We start from the raw sequence: 18,233 nt of genomic DNA on the forward strand, positions 1-18,233 counted from the left end.
GGGCCGTCCAGCAAACCAATACGACGTGAGACCCAGGGGTTTGTGTGAACCTGAAACGGATATTATGCGTCAACAGACTCTCACCCTATTCGACCTCGACCTGCCAACCGGCAGGCGGGATGTCGGCGGTGGTCTCAGACACCCAGGATTGCACCCCATAAGGGTATGATCCGTCTGGCCGCCGGCCTGCCTGCTGTAAAGGGCCCGCGGCACGCACATCCTGCTTCGCTGATGCGAATCCCCCCGGTTTTCTGTCACCAACAAACGACAGGAACCCTTTCTTTCCATGAAAAGAATGCTGATCAATGCAACTCATCCCGAAGAGTTGCGCGTCGCGCTGGTTGACGGCCAACGGCTGTTCGACCTTGATATCGAATCCAGTACCCGCGAACAGAAAAAGGCCAACATCTACAAGGGCCGCATTACCCGGGTAGAACCCAGCCTTGAAGCGGCTTTCGTTGACTTTGGCGCAGAGCGCCACGGCTTCCTGCCCCTGAAGGAAATCTCCAAAGAGTATTTCAAGAAATCGCCCGGGCAGATTGAGGGCAAAATCAACATCAAGGATGTTGTCTCTGAAGGTCAGGAAGTAATCGTTCAGGTCGACAAGGAAGAGCGTGGCAACAAGGGCGCCGCCCTGACCACCTTCATCTCCCTGGCTGGCCGTTATCTGGTGCTGATGCCGAATAATCCCCGTGCAGGCGGTATCTCACGCCGGATTGAAGGCGATGACCGAGCCCAGTTGAAAGAGGCCATGAACGGTGTCCAGGTGCCGAAGTCCATGGGCATTATTGTGCGTACTGCCGGTATTGGCCGCACCACCGAAGAGCTCCAGTGGGACCTCGACTACCTGGTACAGTTCTGGGAAGCCATTACCCAGGCAGCTGGCGAGCGCAAAGCGCCTTTCCTGATCCACCAGGAAAGCAATGTCATCATCCGCGCTGTGCGCGATTACCTCCGCCAGGATATCGGCGAAGTCCTGATCGATGCCGATAACGTTTACGAAGACGTGTTGAGCTTCGTTCGGGCGGTCATGCCCACCTTCGAGAACAAGATCAAGCTGTACAAGGACGAAATCCCTCTGTTCAGTCGTTACCAGATCGAAGGCCAGATCGAAACGGCGTTCCAGCGCGAAGTGAAACTGCCCTCCGGCGGCTCGATTGTCATCGACCCGACCGAAGCCCTGGTGTCCATTGACATCAACTCATCCCGGGCCACCAAGGGTCAGGATATTGAAGAAACGGCCCTGCAAACCAATCTTGAAGCGGCTGAGGAAATCGCACGGCAACTGCGCCTGCGTGACATGGGCGGCCTGATCGTTATCGACTTCATCGACATGACCCCGGCCAAGCACCAGCGTGAAGTCGAACAGAAAATGCGCGAAGCCCTGGAAATCGACAGGGCCCGCGTTCAGGTTGGCAAGATATCCCGCTTCGGCCTGCTGGAAATGTCACGCCAGCGTCTGCGTCCCTCACTGGGCGAGACCCGCAGCGAGGTTTGCCCACGCTGTGAAGGCCAGGGCACCATCCGGGGTATCGAATCTCTGGCGCTGAGCATCATGCGCCTGATCTACGAAGAATCCTCCAAGGAGAAGACCGCAGAAGTACGAGCCATGGTGCCGGTTTCTGTGGCCACCTTCCTGCTGAATGAAAAACGCAAGCAGCTGGCCGACATTGAAGCCCGTCAAGGCGTAGCGGTTGTGGTCGCACCTGTGCCCAACATGGAAACGCCGCACTTCGAGATTCTGCGCCTGCGTCAGGACGAAACCTCTCCAGAGCATGTCTCCAGCCATCAGGTAGCTCAACAGTACAGCGAGCGCGAGGAAGAGGCAGCCGTAGAAGTTGCAAGTGCCGAGAAACCGGTGCGCGAACAGGCCGCCGTGAAAGCTATCCGCCCCTCTGCGCCAGCCCCAGCACCGACAGCCGCTGCGCCAACGGCTGCTGCTGAGCAGGAAGAAGGCCTGTTCCGCAAACTGGGCAAGAAGATCGCGTGCTTCTTCCGGGGCGAAGAACCGGAGCAGGAAGCCAGCCGCGACACCAACCGCAACCGGAGTGAAGAGCGTCGGAACCAGGCCCGCCAGGATCGCCGCAAATCCCGCGTTGCCCGCGATGACCAACGCTCCGGCGGCAACCGCAGCGGCAACGATCGCCGCCAGGGTAGCCAGCAGAACCGTGGCGACGAGAACCGGGGCCGCAATCGTGGTGGCCGTGGTGACGATCAGAATCGTGGTGAACGCGGTGGCCAGAACCGTTCCAACCGGGACGACCGCTCTGGCGACAGCAAGGGAAATGACAACCGCCGGGACAACCGCAAGGACTCACAGGGTCGCGGCCAGAACCGGAACCGTCCCCAGCGTGACCAGAAAGGCCCGCAGGACAACCGGGAACAGCAGGAATCCCAGAAGGGACCTTCCAACGACAAGCAGGGCGGTGACGACAAGCAACGCAAACCACGCCGGCAACGTAACCGGGACGGCTCCCCCGCCGAGACTCCGGCATCTACGCCAGCAGAACGCAAAGCGGAACGCAGCGAGAAGCACCAGAAAGATACCCAGCCGGAAAAAGCGGCTGACAAGACAGCTCCTGTGGACGCTAAAGCCAGTGAGCCGCGCGTAGATAAAGCCGAGCAACCGGCCGCAACAACGCCGGAAACCAAAACTGCGCCAGAGAGCCGCAAGCCTGAACAACAGGAAATGGCCGAGAAGCCGGAGACCAAAACCGAACAGGCCGAGCAGAAAGAGGCTCCCTCAGCAGAAGACAAGCCTGAAGCAAAGGATGAGAGCAGCCGCAAAGAGAAGTCTGACGGCCGCAGAGGCCGCAGCTCCGGCCGCCAGCGCAAGCCTCGCTCTGCGGATAGCGCTGAAAAATCCGGTGCTGCCGAAGACAAGGGTGACAAGGAGAGCTTGCCGGCAGAAGCCGAGCAGAAACAGGCCGCCAAGCCTCAGCGTACCGAGCAGGTCACCGCAACAGAAGCCGAGCAGCCTGCAGAAAAGGCCAGCGCCGAGCCTGCCAAAGCCGAAGACAAAGAACCGGTCAAGGCAGAGGCCAAGGCACCCCGGCAAGCCAAGGCTGACTCACCGAAGGCGTCTGAGCCGGAAACCGGCGCGGCTTCTGATCAGAAGGCTGCCGAGGATAAAGCCGACAAGGCGCCGGAACAGAAAGCCGAGGCCGCTAAAACCGAGCCTGAAGTAGATACGGCGCCGGAGAAGCAGGCCGGATCCAGCAGCGAAAAAACCGCTGACAAACCGGAGCAGCCTGCAGAGCCCGTAAAAGCCGAGCCAGCTCCGGCCAGCGAAAAGCCAGCGGAGCAGAAAGAAGAGACTCAGGAAGCCAGTGCATCGGAAGCTATCCCGGTGACTCCGGGCCGGGCCTATAATGACCCAAGGGAGGTCCGCAAGCGCCAACGCGCGGCCGAAGAAGCCAAAAAGGCAGAAGAGGCCAAGCAGGCCGGGAGCAACTGATCATGCTGAGCAACTCGGACATCGAAGCGCTGGAAGACATTCTGTTCGCAGAACCCTGGGGAGATCATGCCCTGGACTTTTTCGGGTTCCACGGCGTGGTGTGTGCCAGCGTGATCGGGCCGGTCAGCCTGAAGGCGGAAGACCTCTTCCGCCTTGCCACAGGCACAGATCAGTTGCCGGATAACGGCATTCCCGACACGTTTACCCATTGTGTAAATGAGCTTGCACGGGATATGGCCCACGCCCTGGATATGGGCCAGCCACTGGAGCTGCCGGAGCCAGAAGACGGCGACCCGATGAATGCTCTGGAAAACTGGTGTGCGGGCTTCGTCGATACCTTCCTCGAGCATGAGGAGGCCTGGCTGCAAGCTGCGGATGAGGATGAAGTAGCTGACCTCATGGTGCCGATGCTGACACTGTCTGGCCTGTTTGAGGACGAGGACTTCCAGAAAGTCCGGAATGACGAGAAGCTGTCAGCCAAGATGGCAGAGGCCATCCCGGACTCGCTGACCGACCTATACCTGTTGTTCCACGCGCCGGATTGAAGCCTCAGGCTTCAATCGGTTGCCGAAAATGATGCCAGACGGGCTCCAGCCCCTCTGGCATTTTCATTATGCGCCCCAGCTCACACCAGGGAGCTCCCGGGAAGTGAAAATCACTGCCCTGAGAGGCCCAGAGTTTTTCCCGCCGCGCCAGCTCGGCCACAAAACCCAGATCGCCACTGGACTGGCCCGACACTGACACCTCAATGCCCTGCCCTCCGGCACGGCCGAAATCCGCAGTTAATGCCCGTAAACGGGTTGCTGTGAGACGATATTTCCTGGGATGCGCCAGCACAGCAATCCCGCCGGCCGCCACGATCCATTGCACCACCTCCGGCAACTCCGGCCAACACGCCTTTACATCTCCTGGCTTGCCAGTTCCCAGATACCGTTTAAACGCGTGCGCCACCTTGGGTACAACACCGTCTTCCACCAGAACTTCGGCAAAATGCGGGCGCCCGGGCACGTCCCCTCCGGCCACTTTCGTCGCCCGCTCAAGAAGCTGGTCGACGTTCAGGCGGCTTAGCCTGTCGGCGATCATACGCGCCCGCTGCCAGCGGTTCTCGTTCTGGCGCTCAAGTGCGGCGAGAAACGCGGGATCACGTTCGTCAAAATCGAGCCCAACCACATGAATGGTATGACTGCGCCAGACACAGGAAAGCTCCACACCGTTAATCAGGGAGAGGCCGGAACCTGATGCCGCACTTCTCGCCACTTCAAGGCCAGCGATGGTGTCGTGATCGGTCAATGCCAGATGGCTAACCCCTTGCTCAACAGCTCTGGCTACCAGAGCCTCGGGAGACAGCGCGCCATCGGATGCCGTGCTATGGCAATGCAGATCAATGCACGTTCTGGAGTCTTGGGGTATAGTCACGAACATTCCTGATTAACGAAACGGGCACCAGTGTAGCAGCCTTCAGGCAGTGCCCCTAACCTCAGCTGATCGCAGATCGGAGAACTCATGTATTACGCCATCATCAGCGAAGACATTGCCAACAGCCTGCCCTTGCGCAAAGAAGCCCGACCCGCGCACCTGGCCCGGCTGGAACAGCTCAAGGCCGAAGGTCGGTTACTGGTAGCCGGCCCCCATCCCGCCATTGATTCGCCCGATCCTGGAGAAGCAGGCTTCAGTGGTAGCCTGGTCATCGCCGAGTTTGAATCGCTGGAGAAGGCTCAGGCCTGGGCCGATGCAGATCCCTACGTCGATGCCGGCGTGTATGAAAAGGTAATCGTCAAACCCTACAAGGTGGTGCTGCCCTGAACGCACCAGCCGCCAGCATGAGCGGATTGTAACGCTGAGGTGCTTGAATAGCGGCCACCTTGTGACAGAATTGCGGGTTTAAATCATCAGTAATAACACTATCAGGGAACGTACTCCGTGACACCGCTCCGCCTCCTTTTCAGCCTTGTGCTTATTGTCAGCTCCGTTTCCGTTGCGCAGGCGCGCACCGTCTGGGTCGATGATCAGCTTTACCTGCCTGTGCGCTCGGGCGCTGGCAGCCAGTACCGGATCATCGAAAACGCGGTTCCCAGCGGAACGCCACTGGAAGTTCTCGAGACCGGTGAGAGCTATACCCGCGTACGCACCCCGAAAGGCACCGAAGGCTGGGTATCGAGCCAATACCTGAGCAATGAACCCATCGCCGCAGACCAACTACGAAGAGTCAGCCAGCAGCTGGATGCGGCACGGGCCGAGCTGACCGAAACACGGCAGCAACTGGCAACCGTTACCGAAGAACGAAATTCTCTGCAGAATGCCGAGAATAATCTTTCCAATCGGGCTGAAGACCTGCAAACTGAACTACAACGCATCAAGAATATTGCCGCTGACTCCATCAATCTTGAGCGTCGTAACCGTGAATTGCGCGAAGAAAACCAGAAACTGCGGAATGATCTGGAAGTACTGACAGCGGAAAACGAGCGTCTTGAGGCCAGCAAGGAATCTGATTTCATGCTTCTGGGCGCGGGCCTCGTGTTTGGCGGCGTACTGCTGGCCCTGATCATTCCCATGCTCAAACCGACAAGAAAAACCGACAACTGGGCGTAAAGGTGATGAAAGATTACTCTGAGAAGCGCGACTTCCATCGTATGCAGGTGAACAGCACCATCACGATTATCGGCAACGATGGTGAAACCCACACCGGTACCTGCCGGGATCTCAGTGCCGCCGGTATGCAAGTAGCAGTGGAACGACCGTTCAGGATTGGCGAAGAGCTGAGGACCCGAATGGAGTCCGCTGGGGATCAGTTCCCGCCCCTGGAGACGCTCGGTGAGGTGGTGCGTTGCGAGCCGGATGGTGATGGTTATCTGCTCGGAATCAACATCATAGAAGTGACCCAATAAAAAACGGCGGCCCAAAGGCCGCCGTTTTTGTCTGTGCCGAGGCCGCGGCTTAAACCAGCGGCTTCTCGGAGACGATGATGCCGTTGTTATCGGCATACACATACTGCCCGGGCTTGAACGTCACACCGTGGAATGTCACCGGGATATTCAGATCACCGATACCACGCTTTTCGGTCTTGCGCGGTACGGTACCCAGGGCCTGAACGCCCAGAGTAGTCTGTCCAATCTCATCTACATCACGGATGCAGCCATAGATGATCAGGCCAGCCCAGCCGTTTTCCGCGGCTTTCTCGGCCAGCATATCCCCCAGCAGTGCATTGCGCTTGGACGCGCCACCGTCAACCACCATCACGCGGCCGTTACCGGGCAGCCCAACCTGCTCTTTAACCACTGAGTTGTCTTCAAAGCACTTCACGGTCACGATCTCACCGCCGAACTGGCGCACGCCACCGTAATTGTTGAAGCCAGGTTCGACCACCTGCACTTCCGGAAATTCGTCACACAGATCCGGAGTAATAATCTTGCTCACGTTGTCGCTCTCCTTTTCCCATTCCCAAGTGTTGGTGATCAGTCGATCTTCTCGTCGGCCAGGAAGAACCAGGTATCGAGTACCGAATCCGGGTTCAGAGACACAGTATCAATGCCCTCATCCATCAGCCACTTGGCCAGATCCGGATGATCTGACGGGCCCTGACCACAGATGCCGATATACTTACCGGTTTTCTTGCAGGCCTGGATAGCGTTGGACAAGAGCGCCTTCACCGCATCGTTACGCTCATCGAACAGGTGGGCAATGATACCGGAATCCCGGTCAAGACCGAGCGTCAGCTGAGTCAGATCGTTGGAACCGATGGAGAAGCCATCAAAGTGCTCCAGGAACTGCTCCGCCAGAATGGCATTGGCCGGCAGTTCACACATCATGATGACCCGCAGGCCGTTCTCACCGCGCTTCAGGCCGTTTTCCGCCAGCAGGTTCACCACCTGTTCGGCTTCGCCGACAGTCCGTACAAACGGCACCATCACTTCAACGTTGGTCAGGCCCATTTCATTACGGACCTTCTTCAGAGCCCGACACTCAAGCTCGAAACAGTCGCGGAAGGTATCGGAGATATAGCGCGATGCACCACGGAAGCCCAGCATCGGGTTTTCTTCGTCCGGCTCGTACAGGGTGCCACCAATCAGATTGGCGTACTCATTGGATTTGAAGTCGGACAAACGCACAATCACTTTCTTCGGAGCGAACGCCGCTGCCAGGGTGGAAATACCTTCCACCAGCTTGTCCACGTAGAAATCCACCGGTGAGGCATAGCCGGAAATGCGCTTTTCCACGGTCTGTTTGATGTCACGGGGCAGGCCATCGAAGTTCAACAGCGCTTTCGGGTGCACGCCGATCATCCGGTTAATGATGAACTCAAGGCGGGCCAGGCCCACACCTTCATTGGGCAGCGCCTGGAAGTCAAAGGCGCGGTCCGGGTTACCCACGTTCATCATGATCTTGAACGGAATGTTGGGCATGGAGTCCACGGTATTCTCACGCAGCTCGAAGTCCAGAGCACCCTCGTAGATCATACCGGTGTCACCTTCGGCGCAGGAGACGGTCACGTCCTGACCATCCTTGAGCACCTCGGTGGCATCGCCACAGCCCACAACCGCCGGAATACCCAACTCCCGGGCAATAATGGCGGCGTGGCAGGTACGGCCGCCACGGTCGGTAACAATGGCCGAAGCCCGCTTCATCACCGGCTCCCAGTCCGGGTCGGTCATATCGGTGACGAGCACGTCGCCGGCCTGTACCCGGTCCATTTCGTTAATGCTGGTGATGATCTTCACCGGGCCACTGCCGATCTTGTGGCCGATACTGCGACCTTCCACCAGTACTTTGCCGGTTTCCTTCAGCAGGTAACGTTCCATCACATTGGCAGCTGCACGACTCTTGACCGTTTCCGGCCGGGCCTGAACGATGTAGATCTTGCCGTCATCACCATCTTTGGCCCACTCAATGTCCATCGGGCGCTGGTAATGCTTTTCAATAATCATGGCCTGCTTGGCCAGTTCTTCCACTTCCGCATCGGTGATGGAAAAACGATTACGGTCTTCCTGCTCTACCTTCACGGTTTCAACAAACTTACCTTCACCCGGTTCGGAATGGTAAACCATCTTGATGGCCTTGCTGCCGAGGTTACGGCGCAATACCGACGGACGTCCGGCTTCCAGGGTCGGCTTGTGTACGTAGAATTCGTCAGGGTTCACGGCACCCTGCACCACGGTTTCACCGAGGCCGTATGAGGAGGTAATAAACACGACATCGCGGAAACCGGACTCGGTATCCAGGGTGAACATAACACCGCTGGAAGCGGTTTCACTGCGAACCATCTTCTGGATACCGGCAGACAACGCTACCAGCTTGTGATCAAAACCATGGTGCACGCGATAGGAGATCGCCCGGTCATTGAACAGCGAGGCAAACACCTCTTTCACCGAGGTACGAACCTGCTCCAGGCCCACCACGTTCAGGAAGGTTTCCTGCTGGCCGGCGAAAGAGGCATCAGGAAGGTCCTCCGCGGTGGCGGAGGAACGCACCGCGACAGCCATCTGGTCATTACCGGCCTGAAGCTTGGCATAAGCTTCTTTCAAGGCGTTATCCAGCACTTCCGGAAACGCGGTGTCGATTACCCACTGGCGAATCTGGGAGCCAACCCGCGCCAGTTCGTTAACGTCGTTGACATCCAGGGCATCCAGGGCTTCGTCAATGCGGTCTTTCAGGCCGTCGGTGGCCAGGAATTCACGGTAAGCATGAGCAGTGGTAGCGAAACCGCCAGGGACGGTAACACCAGCATTGGCGAGATTACTGATCATTTCACCGAGGGAAGCATTCTTGCCTCCAACCCGGTCTACGTCGGACATTCCCAGGTGGTCAAACCAGATAATGTAATCTTCCAAAGCGTGTCTCCCTTGAGTCTGTGTAGCGCGGAGTCTCGAATCTGGCGTGTATGATACTGTAAGCTGCGGAAATTACCTAGGGAGGCAACCAAAGACTCCCGGGAAAAAGTTCAAACCAGACCGGATACGACCATGAAAAGAACGGCGTTTTTTATCTCTGATGGCACTGGCCTTACGGCAGAAGCGCTCGGCCATGCCCTTTTGGCGCAGTTTGAAAAAATCGAGTTTGAGCGGGTTACCGTGCCCTATATCGACGATGAGGAGAAGGCCCGGGATCTTGTCAGCCGCATCAACAAAGCGTCGGAAATCGATGGGGAACGGCCGCTGGTATTCGACACCATCGTTAATGGCGGCATCAGGGAAATTATCAGCCGGGCAGACGGCTTTATGGTAGATATCTTCGGAACCTTCCTGAACCCTCTGGAGCAGGAACTCAACTCGTCGTCCTCCTACTCCGTAGGCAAATCCCACTCCATCAATAACGCGGGCAGCTACGAGCGCCGGATCCACGCAGTCAACTTCGCGCTGGACAATGACGACGGTGCCCGCACCCGGCATTACGATGAGGCCGACCTGATTCTGATCGGGGCATCCCGGAGCGGTAAAACGCCCACCTGCCTGTACCTGGCCCTGCAGTACGGCATCAAGGCCGCCAACTATCCGATTACCGAAGAAGATCTGGACGACCAGAAGATGCCCGCCGCGCTCCGGCCCCATAAGGAAAAACTGTTTGGCCTGACCATCGAACCGGAACGCCTTGCCACCATTCGTAACGAGCGCCGACCGAACTCCCGCTACTCATCGCTGCAGCAATGCATGCATGAGATTGAAGAAATCGAATTAATGTACAAGCGGGAGCGGATTCCCTATCTGAATACTACGGCGTATTCCGTTGAGGAAATCTCGACCAGAATCATGGTGACAACGGGCCTGAAGCGGCACCGCTGAGGCAGGAAACCCGGCAGAGAGCCAATGGCCCTCTGCCGGTCAGATCAAAGTTCCTGAATGTCCATGCCAAGCCCTTCCACAACCGCACGGTTGTCGGGGCTTGTCACGACGGCCACATTGGCCTTTTCAGGCGCAAGCCAGGTCTTGGCCACGCGCTGAAGCTCGTCCAGAGTGACACCAAGAACCCTCTCACGGAAACGTGCGCGCTGCTCCGGCGTACGCCCGAACAGCCTGTTGTGGTAAGCATGGCGAGCCGCTCCGGCTGGCGAGCGGGGGCGGTCGAGTTGGCCGATCACACCCAGGATAGCCTCTTCCAGAGCCTGGTGCTCATGCGCTTCGCTGTATAACCAGTTCAGCGCTGCATCGAAGTCATCCAGGGTTTCCGCAAGGCGGGGATCGCGATAGGAGAAGAACCGGAAAACACCATTCACGCTGTCCTGGCCGGCGCCACCACCGTAGGCCCCGCCTTTTTCACGGATGGCCCGGTGCAGATAACCGTTCCGGAGAAAGCCTCCCAGTACCGTCAGCGCAGCCGCATCGGGATGATCCACCGCAACCGTCGGGTAGGCTTTGGCACAGAAATTGACCTGGGTAGATGTCAGCCAGGCCTCCCGGGTGTTGTAACTGACCGGCTCCATGGACCAGTTACCCTCACCCTCTGCAGACACTCCGCTCCAGCAAGTGCCCAACTCATCCAGCATGGGCGACAACTGGTCGTCCTCACCAATCAGCAGGAACTGGCGGTTCTGGCTGCGAATACGGTTGTGCAGCGCGGCCAGCTTGCCACAGAAATCGGCCAGGCCGGCTTCATCTTTGAGCTGCTGATCAAGCTCCTTGGTACCACGAATTCCAGCCAGACCACCCAGACGGTACGACAACCAGGCACCGGAACTGACGCCCTGAGCCGCTGCGCCCATGGCCAGGGCATGCCCGCTGCCCGTCACCGCCTGCTCACGGCGAGCCCGGATCTGGGCAATGATCTCACGAACACGCTCTTTTTCGTCAAAACGGGCCCCGGTGTAGACATCCTTCAGCAGGCGGGTCAGCGCTTTGCTGTTGCGGCTCAGCGCCTTGCCACTGAAAATCAGATAGCCGGTCATAGCCTGAACATCATCAATCTGCCCCTTGGCAGTAAAAGAAGCGCCGATGCCGCCAGATTCCGCAGAAATACGATCCTGCATTTGCAAGTAATCCAGCTCTCCACACCCCACTTCGGAAATCAGAGTGGTGTAATAAGGCAACAGCAACAGTTCGTCTTTGCTCAGAGCCGGCAGCGGTAGCACCACCTGCTGATACACCAGGCCATTAGTGCCTCGGGAATAAACGGTCGCACCGGTTTCGGCATCGTACCGTCCCTCCGGCTCCGGCATCTGCAGCGGCACATCATCCAGCCCAACCTTGGGCAGTATGGAATCATCATCCTTGCGCATCTGGCGCTCTTCCAGTGCCTGAGCACGCTGCACAATATGGCTGATATCATCGTCGGACAGCTCCGCCTTGCGCCGGGCAAGGGCTTCCTTGATGGCCTGCTGACGACGGCCTTCGAGTTTTTCATCCGGGCGCAAGGTCAGGGTTACCCGGTGCGGGTTCTCCAGCAACTTGCGCCGGATCAGCCCGGGCACATACTCGGGATCCTTGATCTTTTCCCTCAATGTGGCCAATACCGGCTCGAGATCCAGCAGTTCCACCGGATCACCACCATGAACCATGGGGGCAATCGCGCTCATGATCAGTTGCAAGCCGTAGGGGAACTGGTCTCCGGCAATCTCCCGCTGGTGCAGTTCCAACTGATGCAGGATGGCCTCGAGGCGCTCCTGGCTGACACCGTCATCCACCACCTTCTGCAGCGTAGACTCAATCAGCTGTTCCAGATCCGCCCTGCGCTCCGGCTCGCTGCCCTCAATACCGCAAACGAAGGTCATTTCCCGGTTGGAATCCTCCAGCCCGCACATGGGAGACGGCGCATGGCCCAGGTCTGTGGTTTCCAGCGCCCGCATCAACGGCGATGCGCTGTTTTCCAGCAAGACGGCAGACAATAACTGGCCTTCAAGATTTTCCTGCAGGTCGAAGCTGTGGCCCAGCAACCACCCCATCACAATGTGGGTCTTGTTGTCGGTGCTCTCACCTTCATTTACCGCATAGCCCTGCTCTACCCGGACCGGCGCGAACATGCGCTTCTCGTCTTTCACCGGCAGTTCAATATCCAGCCGATCGAACCGTTTCAGCGCCAGCTCTTCAAACTTCTCGTGGTGTTCCCGGGCCGGGATATTGCCGTAGGTCGCAAAAATCGCATTGCTCGGGTGGTAGTGGTGGCGATAGAACTTCACCAGGTCGTCATAACTCAGATCGACAATATGGTCCGGCTCGCCGCCGCTGTTGTAGTGATAAGTCGTGGTCGGGAACAGATGGCTGGTCAGGTTCTGCCAGAGCTGGGAGGTAGGTGCACTCATCGCCCCTTTCATCTCGTTGTAGACCACACCCCGGTAGACCAGGTCGCTGGATGGGTCATCCGGCTTGTCAAATTCCAGGCGATGACCTTCCTGTGCAAAATCCAGCGGGTCCAGCTTGGAGAAGAACACGGAATCCAGGTACACCGACAGCAGATTATCGAAGTCCTTGCGGTTCATGCTGGCAAAGGGATAAGCAGTCCAGTCGCTGCTGGTGAACGCGTTCATGAAAGTGTTCAGGGAGCGGCGAATCATCATGAAGAACGGATCACGCACCGGGTAACGCTCACTGCCGCACAGGGCGGTATGCTCCAGGATGTGGGCGACACCGGTCGAATCCATCGGGAACGTTCGCAAAGCAACGAAGAATACGTTCTCGTCGTTATCCGCCGCCAGGTGAAGATGGCGTGCACCGGTCTTTTTGTGGCGATACTCCTCAACCTCAAGGTTCAGGGTGCCGATCCGGTGACTGCGAAGTTTCTCAAAAGCCGGATGGATTGCGTTGTCAGTCACTGCAGCCATTAAAAAATCCTGTGTATAGAACAATTGGAGAATTACAGGGTAACACGTAGTATCGGATATCATGCACGGAACGGACTCAACAAGGTAGCCTGCCAATCCATGACAGACCGCAGCCCAGACAAATCCCACATCGACGCCCCTGAAGTTGCCGCCTGGTGGGCCGAACGACGCCAGTATCTCGAGCGAATCCGCAAAGTTCCCGAGATTCGACAGCGATTCTGGCGGGAAGTTGCTATCTACCTGTTACGGCGTGTGCTGTGGTCTTACGGCTTCTTCCCCATCTTCATTGCCTTCTGGCTGCCCTTTGTCCTGGCCAGCTTCAACCCGGTAGTCATGGCCGGTGACCTGATCCCGATGCTGCAGGAGTTCGTCAACTCGAATCCGGAGGAACAGGCCACGACCATCAGCACCCTGACGATCGCCTGGCTGTCGATCGGCTCCTTTTTCCTGATATTCGATTTTGTTCTGACCCCGTTCCGGTCTCCCTATCAATATGAAGCCGATGTTTACATGAAGTCCTGGGAGCAACTTAACCATGATCGGCTTCCGGACAAAATGTGATACGACCGGCATTCTGATCAAGTTCAGACACTTTCTGTTACATAACGTTGCAGACAGTGGTTAAGATGAACCCATAACAAAGCATCCGGAACACTTGGATCAAGAGGTTTTGTCATGGTCGATTTCAGGCCGCTGCTGTTCATCAATGCACTTGCGCTCATGCTTCTGGTTACTGCCGGATTCGCATCGGTTCGCAAGGGTCTGGATACCACCGACACCACAGTTCCGGCTATGGCGCAAACCGTGGAGCATGCCACCGCGCCGGAAACCTCAGCCGCGAAAACACCCACAACCCGGATTGAAGCCGAAACACCCGCACCTGTGGCTGAAGAGCCGCTGTTTGCTGATACCCGCGAGACACCATTGGCAGACACTCCGGAGACGCCGCAGCCCGTCGACAACGCGCTTCCGGCCACCGGCGAACAGACCGAAACAGCAGCAAACAGCGAACCGTTCACCGTTGAACCAATGCCCGAAAACCCGGAAATGCTGGCCATGGCCGAACCAGTTTCGGCTATGCGTTCCCAACGCGACGTGCCGGAGACGAAACCCGCGCCCGAGCCTCCGAAAACCGGCACCCTGGTGTTACGCTCCAACGTGGTGGGCGATCAGGTTACGATCAACGGTAAATCCTATGGCGCCACCCGCCTGGACCTGGAGCTGGACCCCGGCCTCTATGACATCACCATCGAAAAGCCCGGATACCAGTCCTGGAGCAATTCAGTGGCACTGGAAGCCGGCGACGAACTCACGCTGGTCGGCAAACTGGAAGCCTTCACCACCGTAAACTACAGGAATGGTGAATGGCGCGGCGGCATCACCACTGGTGATGGCACCTGGGAAGATAGCTCCGGCCTGCGTTATGAAGGCCACTTCGTGGACGCCGAGTTTGATGGTTCCGGTACCGCCTGGTACTCCGATGGAAGCCGCTACGAGGGCGACTGGAAACGGGGCGAACGGCACGGTGAGGGGCGCTGGCGCTCCGCAGACGGCACGACTTATACCGGCCAGTTCCAGAACGATCAGTTCCACGGCAAGGGCACGCTTACCCTGGCCAACGGCGACATATTGACCGGAAACTGGGAGCAGGGCCGTATGAATGGCCATGGTTCCCTGACCACCGCCGATGGCATGCTGTACGTTGGCGGCTTTCGGAATGATGAATTCCACGGCCAGGGCGCCCTCACCTACCCGGACGGACGCTCCTACGAAGGCGAATTCTCCAACGGCGAATTTCATGGCAAGGGCTCGGAAGTCTTTGCTGACGGAAAGAAATACGATGGCCAGTACATGGAAGGCAAGTTCCACGGCAAAGGCCTGCTGCGCAACCCTAACGGCAGCTCCATCGAGGCCACTTTCCGCCATGGTGAACCCTATGGACAGGTTCGCCTGACAACCGCGGCCGGCGAAGTGTTTACCGCCCGCACCACGGAACCCGGTGTCTGTTATCGGGAAAAGAGTTATCGGGCAACCCAGTGCCCGCAACTGGAAGGCTGGTAATCACCCGGTCGCAGCACCCACGCGTTTGCAGTAACAGGTTGAGGTAGTGACATGGCAATCAAAAATGCTCTGCTGGTGGACGACTCCAAAGTTGCCAGGTTTGCGCTAAGCAAACTGCTCGAGAGTCGGGACATGGAAGTGAACATGGCGGGATCAGCAGAAGAAGCGCTGGATTTCCTGAAGAGCCACGACCGGCCAGACGTGATCTTTATGGATCACCTGATGCCCGGCATGAATGGCGTGGAAGCCACCAAGGCCATCAAGAACAACCCGGAAACGGCCGGCATTCCGATCATCATGTGTACCTCCAAGAAATCCTCTTCCTTTATGGAGGAAGCGCGCAACTTTGGTGTCTACAACATCCTTACCAAGCCGCCTCACAACGAAGGTCTCAACCTGATGCTGGAGCAGTTGGCCAGTGACGTCGAGCAGGGGAACGTGCCAGAAGCACCTGTTGAAATGAACGGCCATGACCTGCGCGAGTCAGATGACGAACCCATGGACTTTCCGGAGGATGCCTCTGTGCAACTGTCGCCAAAAGCAGAAAGCGGCCTGAACGGCCAAAGCGCCCCGAATGTGGTGCCTCTGACCAGCGACCTGATTGAGCAGATTGCCCGCTCGGCGGTCAAGACTCATATCAACAACCGGCTGCATGAACTGCTCAGCTCCCTTTTCGATGAACAGTTCGATCACCTCAAGCGTGCGCTGGACGAAACCCGCAGCAGGCAGGAAGCCACTATCGAGGAGCGCCTGGAGTCACTCAGCAAGATGCTGGATGAACGCACCCGCAACCTGCGCGACGAAGTGGCTGCCGAAGTTAACCTGAACCTGGGTCGCGAGCTTACTTCCCTGAAAAAAGAACTCTCCAAAAACGCCGGATTCACCTCCGAGCATATGGCAGAGCTGAAGGACCACATCACCAGCGTACAGACCATCGACACCGAGTTCTGGCAAACCCTGCAGTCGGAAGCCATTCAGCAGGCCCACGAGATTTCCCGGGAGACCGCCGAGGACATTGCCCAGCGCACCATCGATCTGTACGTGTCTCAGCAGCGCTCGGCCAACTCGCGCATCTATACCGTTGGCTTGGCCATCAGTCTGGGTATTTTCAGCGTAGGAATCGCCTGGTTATCCGGCCTGTTCGGCTAATTGCCCACGGACCTGCTGCCAGTCCTGAGGGGTGTCAACGTCCTGTTGCACCCCGGCTATTTCAACCGGACGGGTTCCGGCCCGGTTCAGAACCACCCCCGCCCCCGCATCGCCCTTAAGCAATAACAGATCTCCCCAGAGCGATTTCGGAATCCAGGCTGGCACGCCTACCCGCTTGCCATAACTGGCTGCCCAGGGCACCTCTGGCTTCCGCCGGGCGTTTGCGGACAGCCGTCTGAGCCCTTCGGTATCCAGTAAGGGCTGGTCTGCCAACAGCACAAACACACCCAAAGCAGCGGGAGAAAGCGCCTGCAGGCCGGCAATCAACGACGTCCACAAGCCCTCCCGCCAACGCTCGTTAACCACCCAGTGCGCCGGTTGCCGATTGCAGCGAAAGCGCACCAGAGGGTAGCCTGCGCCCGCAACCACCCACGTCTGCGCCGATAGCTGCCGCGCCTGACTAATGGCGTGCCCCAGCAATGAATCGCCACCTGGCAGTTTCAAGGCCTGCTTGTAACACCCCATTCGTCTCGCCTGGCCGGCTGCCAGCACCAATGCCGGAAACTGCGGATCCTTGATGCTATGATTCGCGTTTATGATGCGCCCCCTGAAACTGCTGAATGCAGCGATTTTTGCTAGAATTCCGCCATCATGCAACCTGACCACGCCGGACCCTCCATGAACCATCTCTTTGTCGACAACCTCACTGTGATTGATTTCGCCTATCTGGATCCCGCTCGAGGCCTGGTTGGCGAAAGCTGGATTGCCGATGTGGTGCTGGGAGGAGAACTGGACGAACAGGGTATGGTCTTTGACTTCAGCAACGTCAAGCGCACCATCAAAAGGGTGATTGACGAACGCGTTGACCACCGGTTGGTGATTCCCCGCGGATACGAAGGCCTGCAATGGAGCGAGGACGCGCCCAACACTTTCCGCTGGGCACTCTCTGGCGGCGGTCACATCGAGCACAGCTCGCCGGACGAAGCCGTTGTCTGGCTGTCCTCGGACCGGGTCGTCCCGTCTGCTGTGGCCGCCCTGCTGGAAAAAGAGCTTAAAGCCGTTCTGCCCGGCAATGTCACCTCCGTCGACATCAACCTGCGCGAAGAAGTCATCGAAGGCGCTTACTACCACTATGTTCACGGCCTGAAAAAGCACTTGGGCAACTGCCAGCGCATTGCCCATGGGCATCGCTCCCCGATACGCATTGACCGCAACGGACACCGGGCCTATGACCTGGAAGAACGCTGGGCGAAGCTCTGGCAGGATATCTATGTGGGCACAGAAGAAGACGTGGCTCGCCGGTTCGTGGGCGAGGATGGCATTGGCTATATCACCTTCGAGTATGAAGCCAACCAGGGAGAGTTTGCCCTGACACTGCCTGAGCACCGGGTATACATGCTGGAAACGGACACAACCGTAGAGCTGATTGCCGCCCACATTGCGGACAAACTGAAAGCGGAGTTCTCCGGAGAGGAAATTCGGGTAAAAGCCTACGAGGGAGTGGGCAAAGGCGCTATTGCCATACGAGCCTGAACCGGCCATCCGGGATTGGCGCCCTAAACGGCGCGAATCCCGCAGCTCATTCGTTCAGACACAAAAAAACCGCCCGAAGGCGGTTTTTTTGATGGCTATCCGGTGGACTAAACCGTCAAGCCTAATTGGCGTCCCCTAGGGGGTTCGAACCCCTGTTGCCGCCGTGAAAGGGCGGAGTCCTAGGCCACTAGACGAAGGGGACTAGAAATTGGTGGAGCCAAGCGGGATCGAACCGCTGACCTCAACACTGCCAGTGTTGCGCTCTCCCAGCTGAGCTATGGCCCCTCAACG

Annotated in this window: 15 protein-coding genes and 2 tRNA genes; 10 read left to right on the top strand and 7 right to left on the bottom strand. The window is 57.9% G+C overall.

Translation table 11 applies throughout. The features are described from left to right. The first annotated feature begins 286 nt into the window (after window positions 1–286). Both rne and ACSSVV_RS02165 read left to right on the top strand, forming a co-directional pair. The gene (gene rne / locus ACSSVV_RS02160) at window positions 287–3,457 is read left to right on the top strand and encodes a ribonuclease E (protein WP_454105489.1); all 3,171 of its coding nucleotides are present in this window, start codon (window positions 287–289) and stop codon (window positions 3,455–3,457) included. A 2-nt stretch (window positions 3,458–3,459) separates the two neighbouring features. After that, entirely contained in the window at window positions 3,460–4,002 is a 543-nt protein-coding gene (locus tag ACSSVV_RS02165; RefSeq protein ID WP_011785352.1) for a YecA/YgfB family protein, read from the top strand. Between the two features lie 4 nt (window positions 4,003–4,006). Here the strand turns inward: ACSSVV_RS02165 and ACSSVV_RS02170 are convergent, their stop codons facing one another. Further along, window positions 4,007–4,873, bottom strand: a complete 867-nt coding sequence (locus ACSSVV_RS02170; RefSeq protein ID WP_011785353.1) for a PHP domain-containing protein — start codon at window positions 4,871–4,873, stop codon at window positions 4,007–4,009. A gap of 87 nt (window positions 4,874–4,960) precedes the next feature. Here ACSSVV_RS02170 and ACSSVV_RS02175 point away from each other — a divergent pair, with 87 nt between their 5' ends. The 3 genes from ACSSVV_RS02175 to ACSSVV_RS02185 all read left to right on the top strand — a co-directional run bounded on the left by ACSSVV_RS02175 (window position 4,961) and on the right by ACSSVV_RS02185 (window position 6,342). Next, a complete protein-coding gene (locus ACSSVV_RS02175) occupies window positions 4,961–5,260 on the top strand; it encodes a YciI family protein (RefSeq protein WP_011785354.1) in 300 nt (99 codons plus the stop codon). 117 nt (window positions 5,261–5,377) lie between these two features. Then, window positions 5,378–6,046, top strand: coding sequence for a TIGR04211 family SH3 domain-containing protein (locus tag ACSSVV_RS02180; RefSeq protein WP_011785355.1), 669 nt, complete (start codon window positions 5,378–5,380; stop codon window positions 6,044–6,046). 5 nt (window positions 6,047–6,051) lie between these two features. Then, window positions 6,052–6,342 (top strand): PilZ domain-containing protein, encoded by a 291-nt coding sequence (locus ACSSVV_RS02185; RefSeq protein WP_011785356.1) that lies wholly within the window; start codon window positions 6,052–6,054, stop codon window positions 6,340–6,342. 49 nt (window positions 6,343–6,391) lie between these two features. Here ACSSVV_RS02185 and rraA read toward each other — a convergent pair whose 3' ends face one another. Together rraA and ppsA are read right to left on the bottom strand one after the other, a co-directional pair. Next, complete coding sequence (gene rraA / locus ACSSVV_RS02190) at window positions 6,392–6,871, bottom strand: ribonuclease E activity regulator RraA (RefSeq protein WP_011785357.1); 480 nt, start codon at window positions 6,869–6,871, stop codon at window positions 6,392–6,394. A 38-nt stretch (window positions 6,872–6,909) separates the two neighbouring features. Next, entirely contained in the window at window positions 6,910–9,282 is a 2,373-nt protein-coding gene (ppsA, locus tag ACSSVV_RS02195; protein WP_014421120.1) for a phosphoenolpyruvate synthase, read from the bottom strand. A 132-nt stretch (window positions 9,283–9,414) separates the two neighbouring features. Between ppsA and ppsR the strand changes: the two genes are divergently transcribed. After that, a complete protein-coding gene (gene ppsR, locus ACSSVV_RS02200; protein WP_011785359.1) occupies window positions 9,415–10,230 on the top strand; it encodes a posphoenolpyruvate synthetase regulatory kinase/phosphorylase PpsR in 816 nt (271 codons plus the stop codon). A 44-nt stretch (window positions 10,231–10,274) separates the two neighbouring features. Here ppsR and ACSSVV_RS02205 read toward each other — a convergent pair whose 3' ends face one another. Further along, on the bottom strand, window positions 10,275–13,199 hold the full coding sequence (locus ACSSVV_RS02205) for an insulinase family protein (protein ID WP_023010479.1): 2,925 nt from the start codon (window positions 13,197–13,199) through the stop codon (window positions 10,275–10,277). Window positions 13,200–13,298: 99 nt separating this feature from the next. On the opposite strand from ACSSVV_RS02205, the gene ACSSVV_RS02210 reads away from it, so the two are divergent. From ACSSVV_RS02210 to ACSSVV_RS02220, 3 genes are all read left to right on the top strand, one after another. Next, window positions 13,299–13,760: a hypothetical protein gene (locus ACSSVV_RS02210; protein ID WP_023010480.1), complete on the top strand. Its 462-nt coding sequence runs from the start codon at window positions 13,299–13,301 to the stop codon at window positions 13,758–13,760. Between the two features lie 114 nt (window positions 13,761–13,874). After that, window positions 13,875–15,260, top strand: a complete 1,386-nt coding sequence (locus tag ACSSVV_RS02215) for an MORN repeat-containing protein (protein WP_023010481.1) — start codon at window positions 13,875–13,877, stop codon at window positions 15,258–15,260. 51 nt (window positions 15,261–15,311) lie between these two features. Next, entirely contained in the window at window positions 15,312–16,409 is a 1,098-nt protein-coding gene (locus tag ACSSVV_RS02220; protein ID WP_023010482.1) for a response regulator, read from the top strand. Here ACSSVV_RS02220 and ACSSVV_RS02225 read toward each other — a convergent pair. Continuing rightward, window positions 16,389–17,075, bottom strand: a complete 687-nt coding sequence (locus tag ACSSVV_RS02225) for a nucleotidyltransferase family protein (protein WP_023010483.1) — start codon at window positions 17,073–17,075, stop codon at window positions 16,389–16,391. The two genes, ACSSVV_RS02220 and ACSSVV_RS02225, sit on opposite strands and share 21 nt — an antisense overlap. Window positions 17,076–17,087: 12 nt before the next feature. Here ACSSVV_RS02225 and ACSSVV_RS02230 point away from each other — a divergent pair, with 12 nt between their 5' ends. Beyond that, window positions 17,088–17,942, top strand: coding sequence for a 6-carboxytetrahydropterin synthase (locus tag ACSSVV_RS02230; protein WP_023010484.1), 855 nt, complete (start codon window positions 17,088–17,090; stop codon window positions 17,940–17,942). Window positions 17,943–18,068: 126 nt separating this feature from the next. Here the strand turns inward: ACSSVV_RS02230 and ACSSVV_RS02235 are convergent. After that, window positions 18,069–18,144 (bottom strand) — tRNA-Glu (locus ACSSVV_RS02235). A gap of 7 nt (window positions 18,145–18,151) precedes the next feature. After that, window positions 18,152–18,227: transfer RNA gene (locus ACSSVV_RS02240), tRNA-Ala, on the bottom strand. Window positions 18,228–18,233: the final 6 nt, after the last annotated feature.

It is taken from the genome of Marinobacter sp. MBR-105, assembly GCF_053628895.1.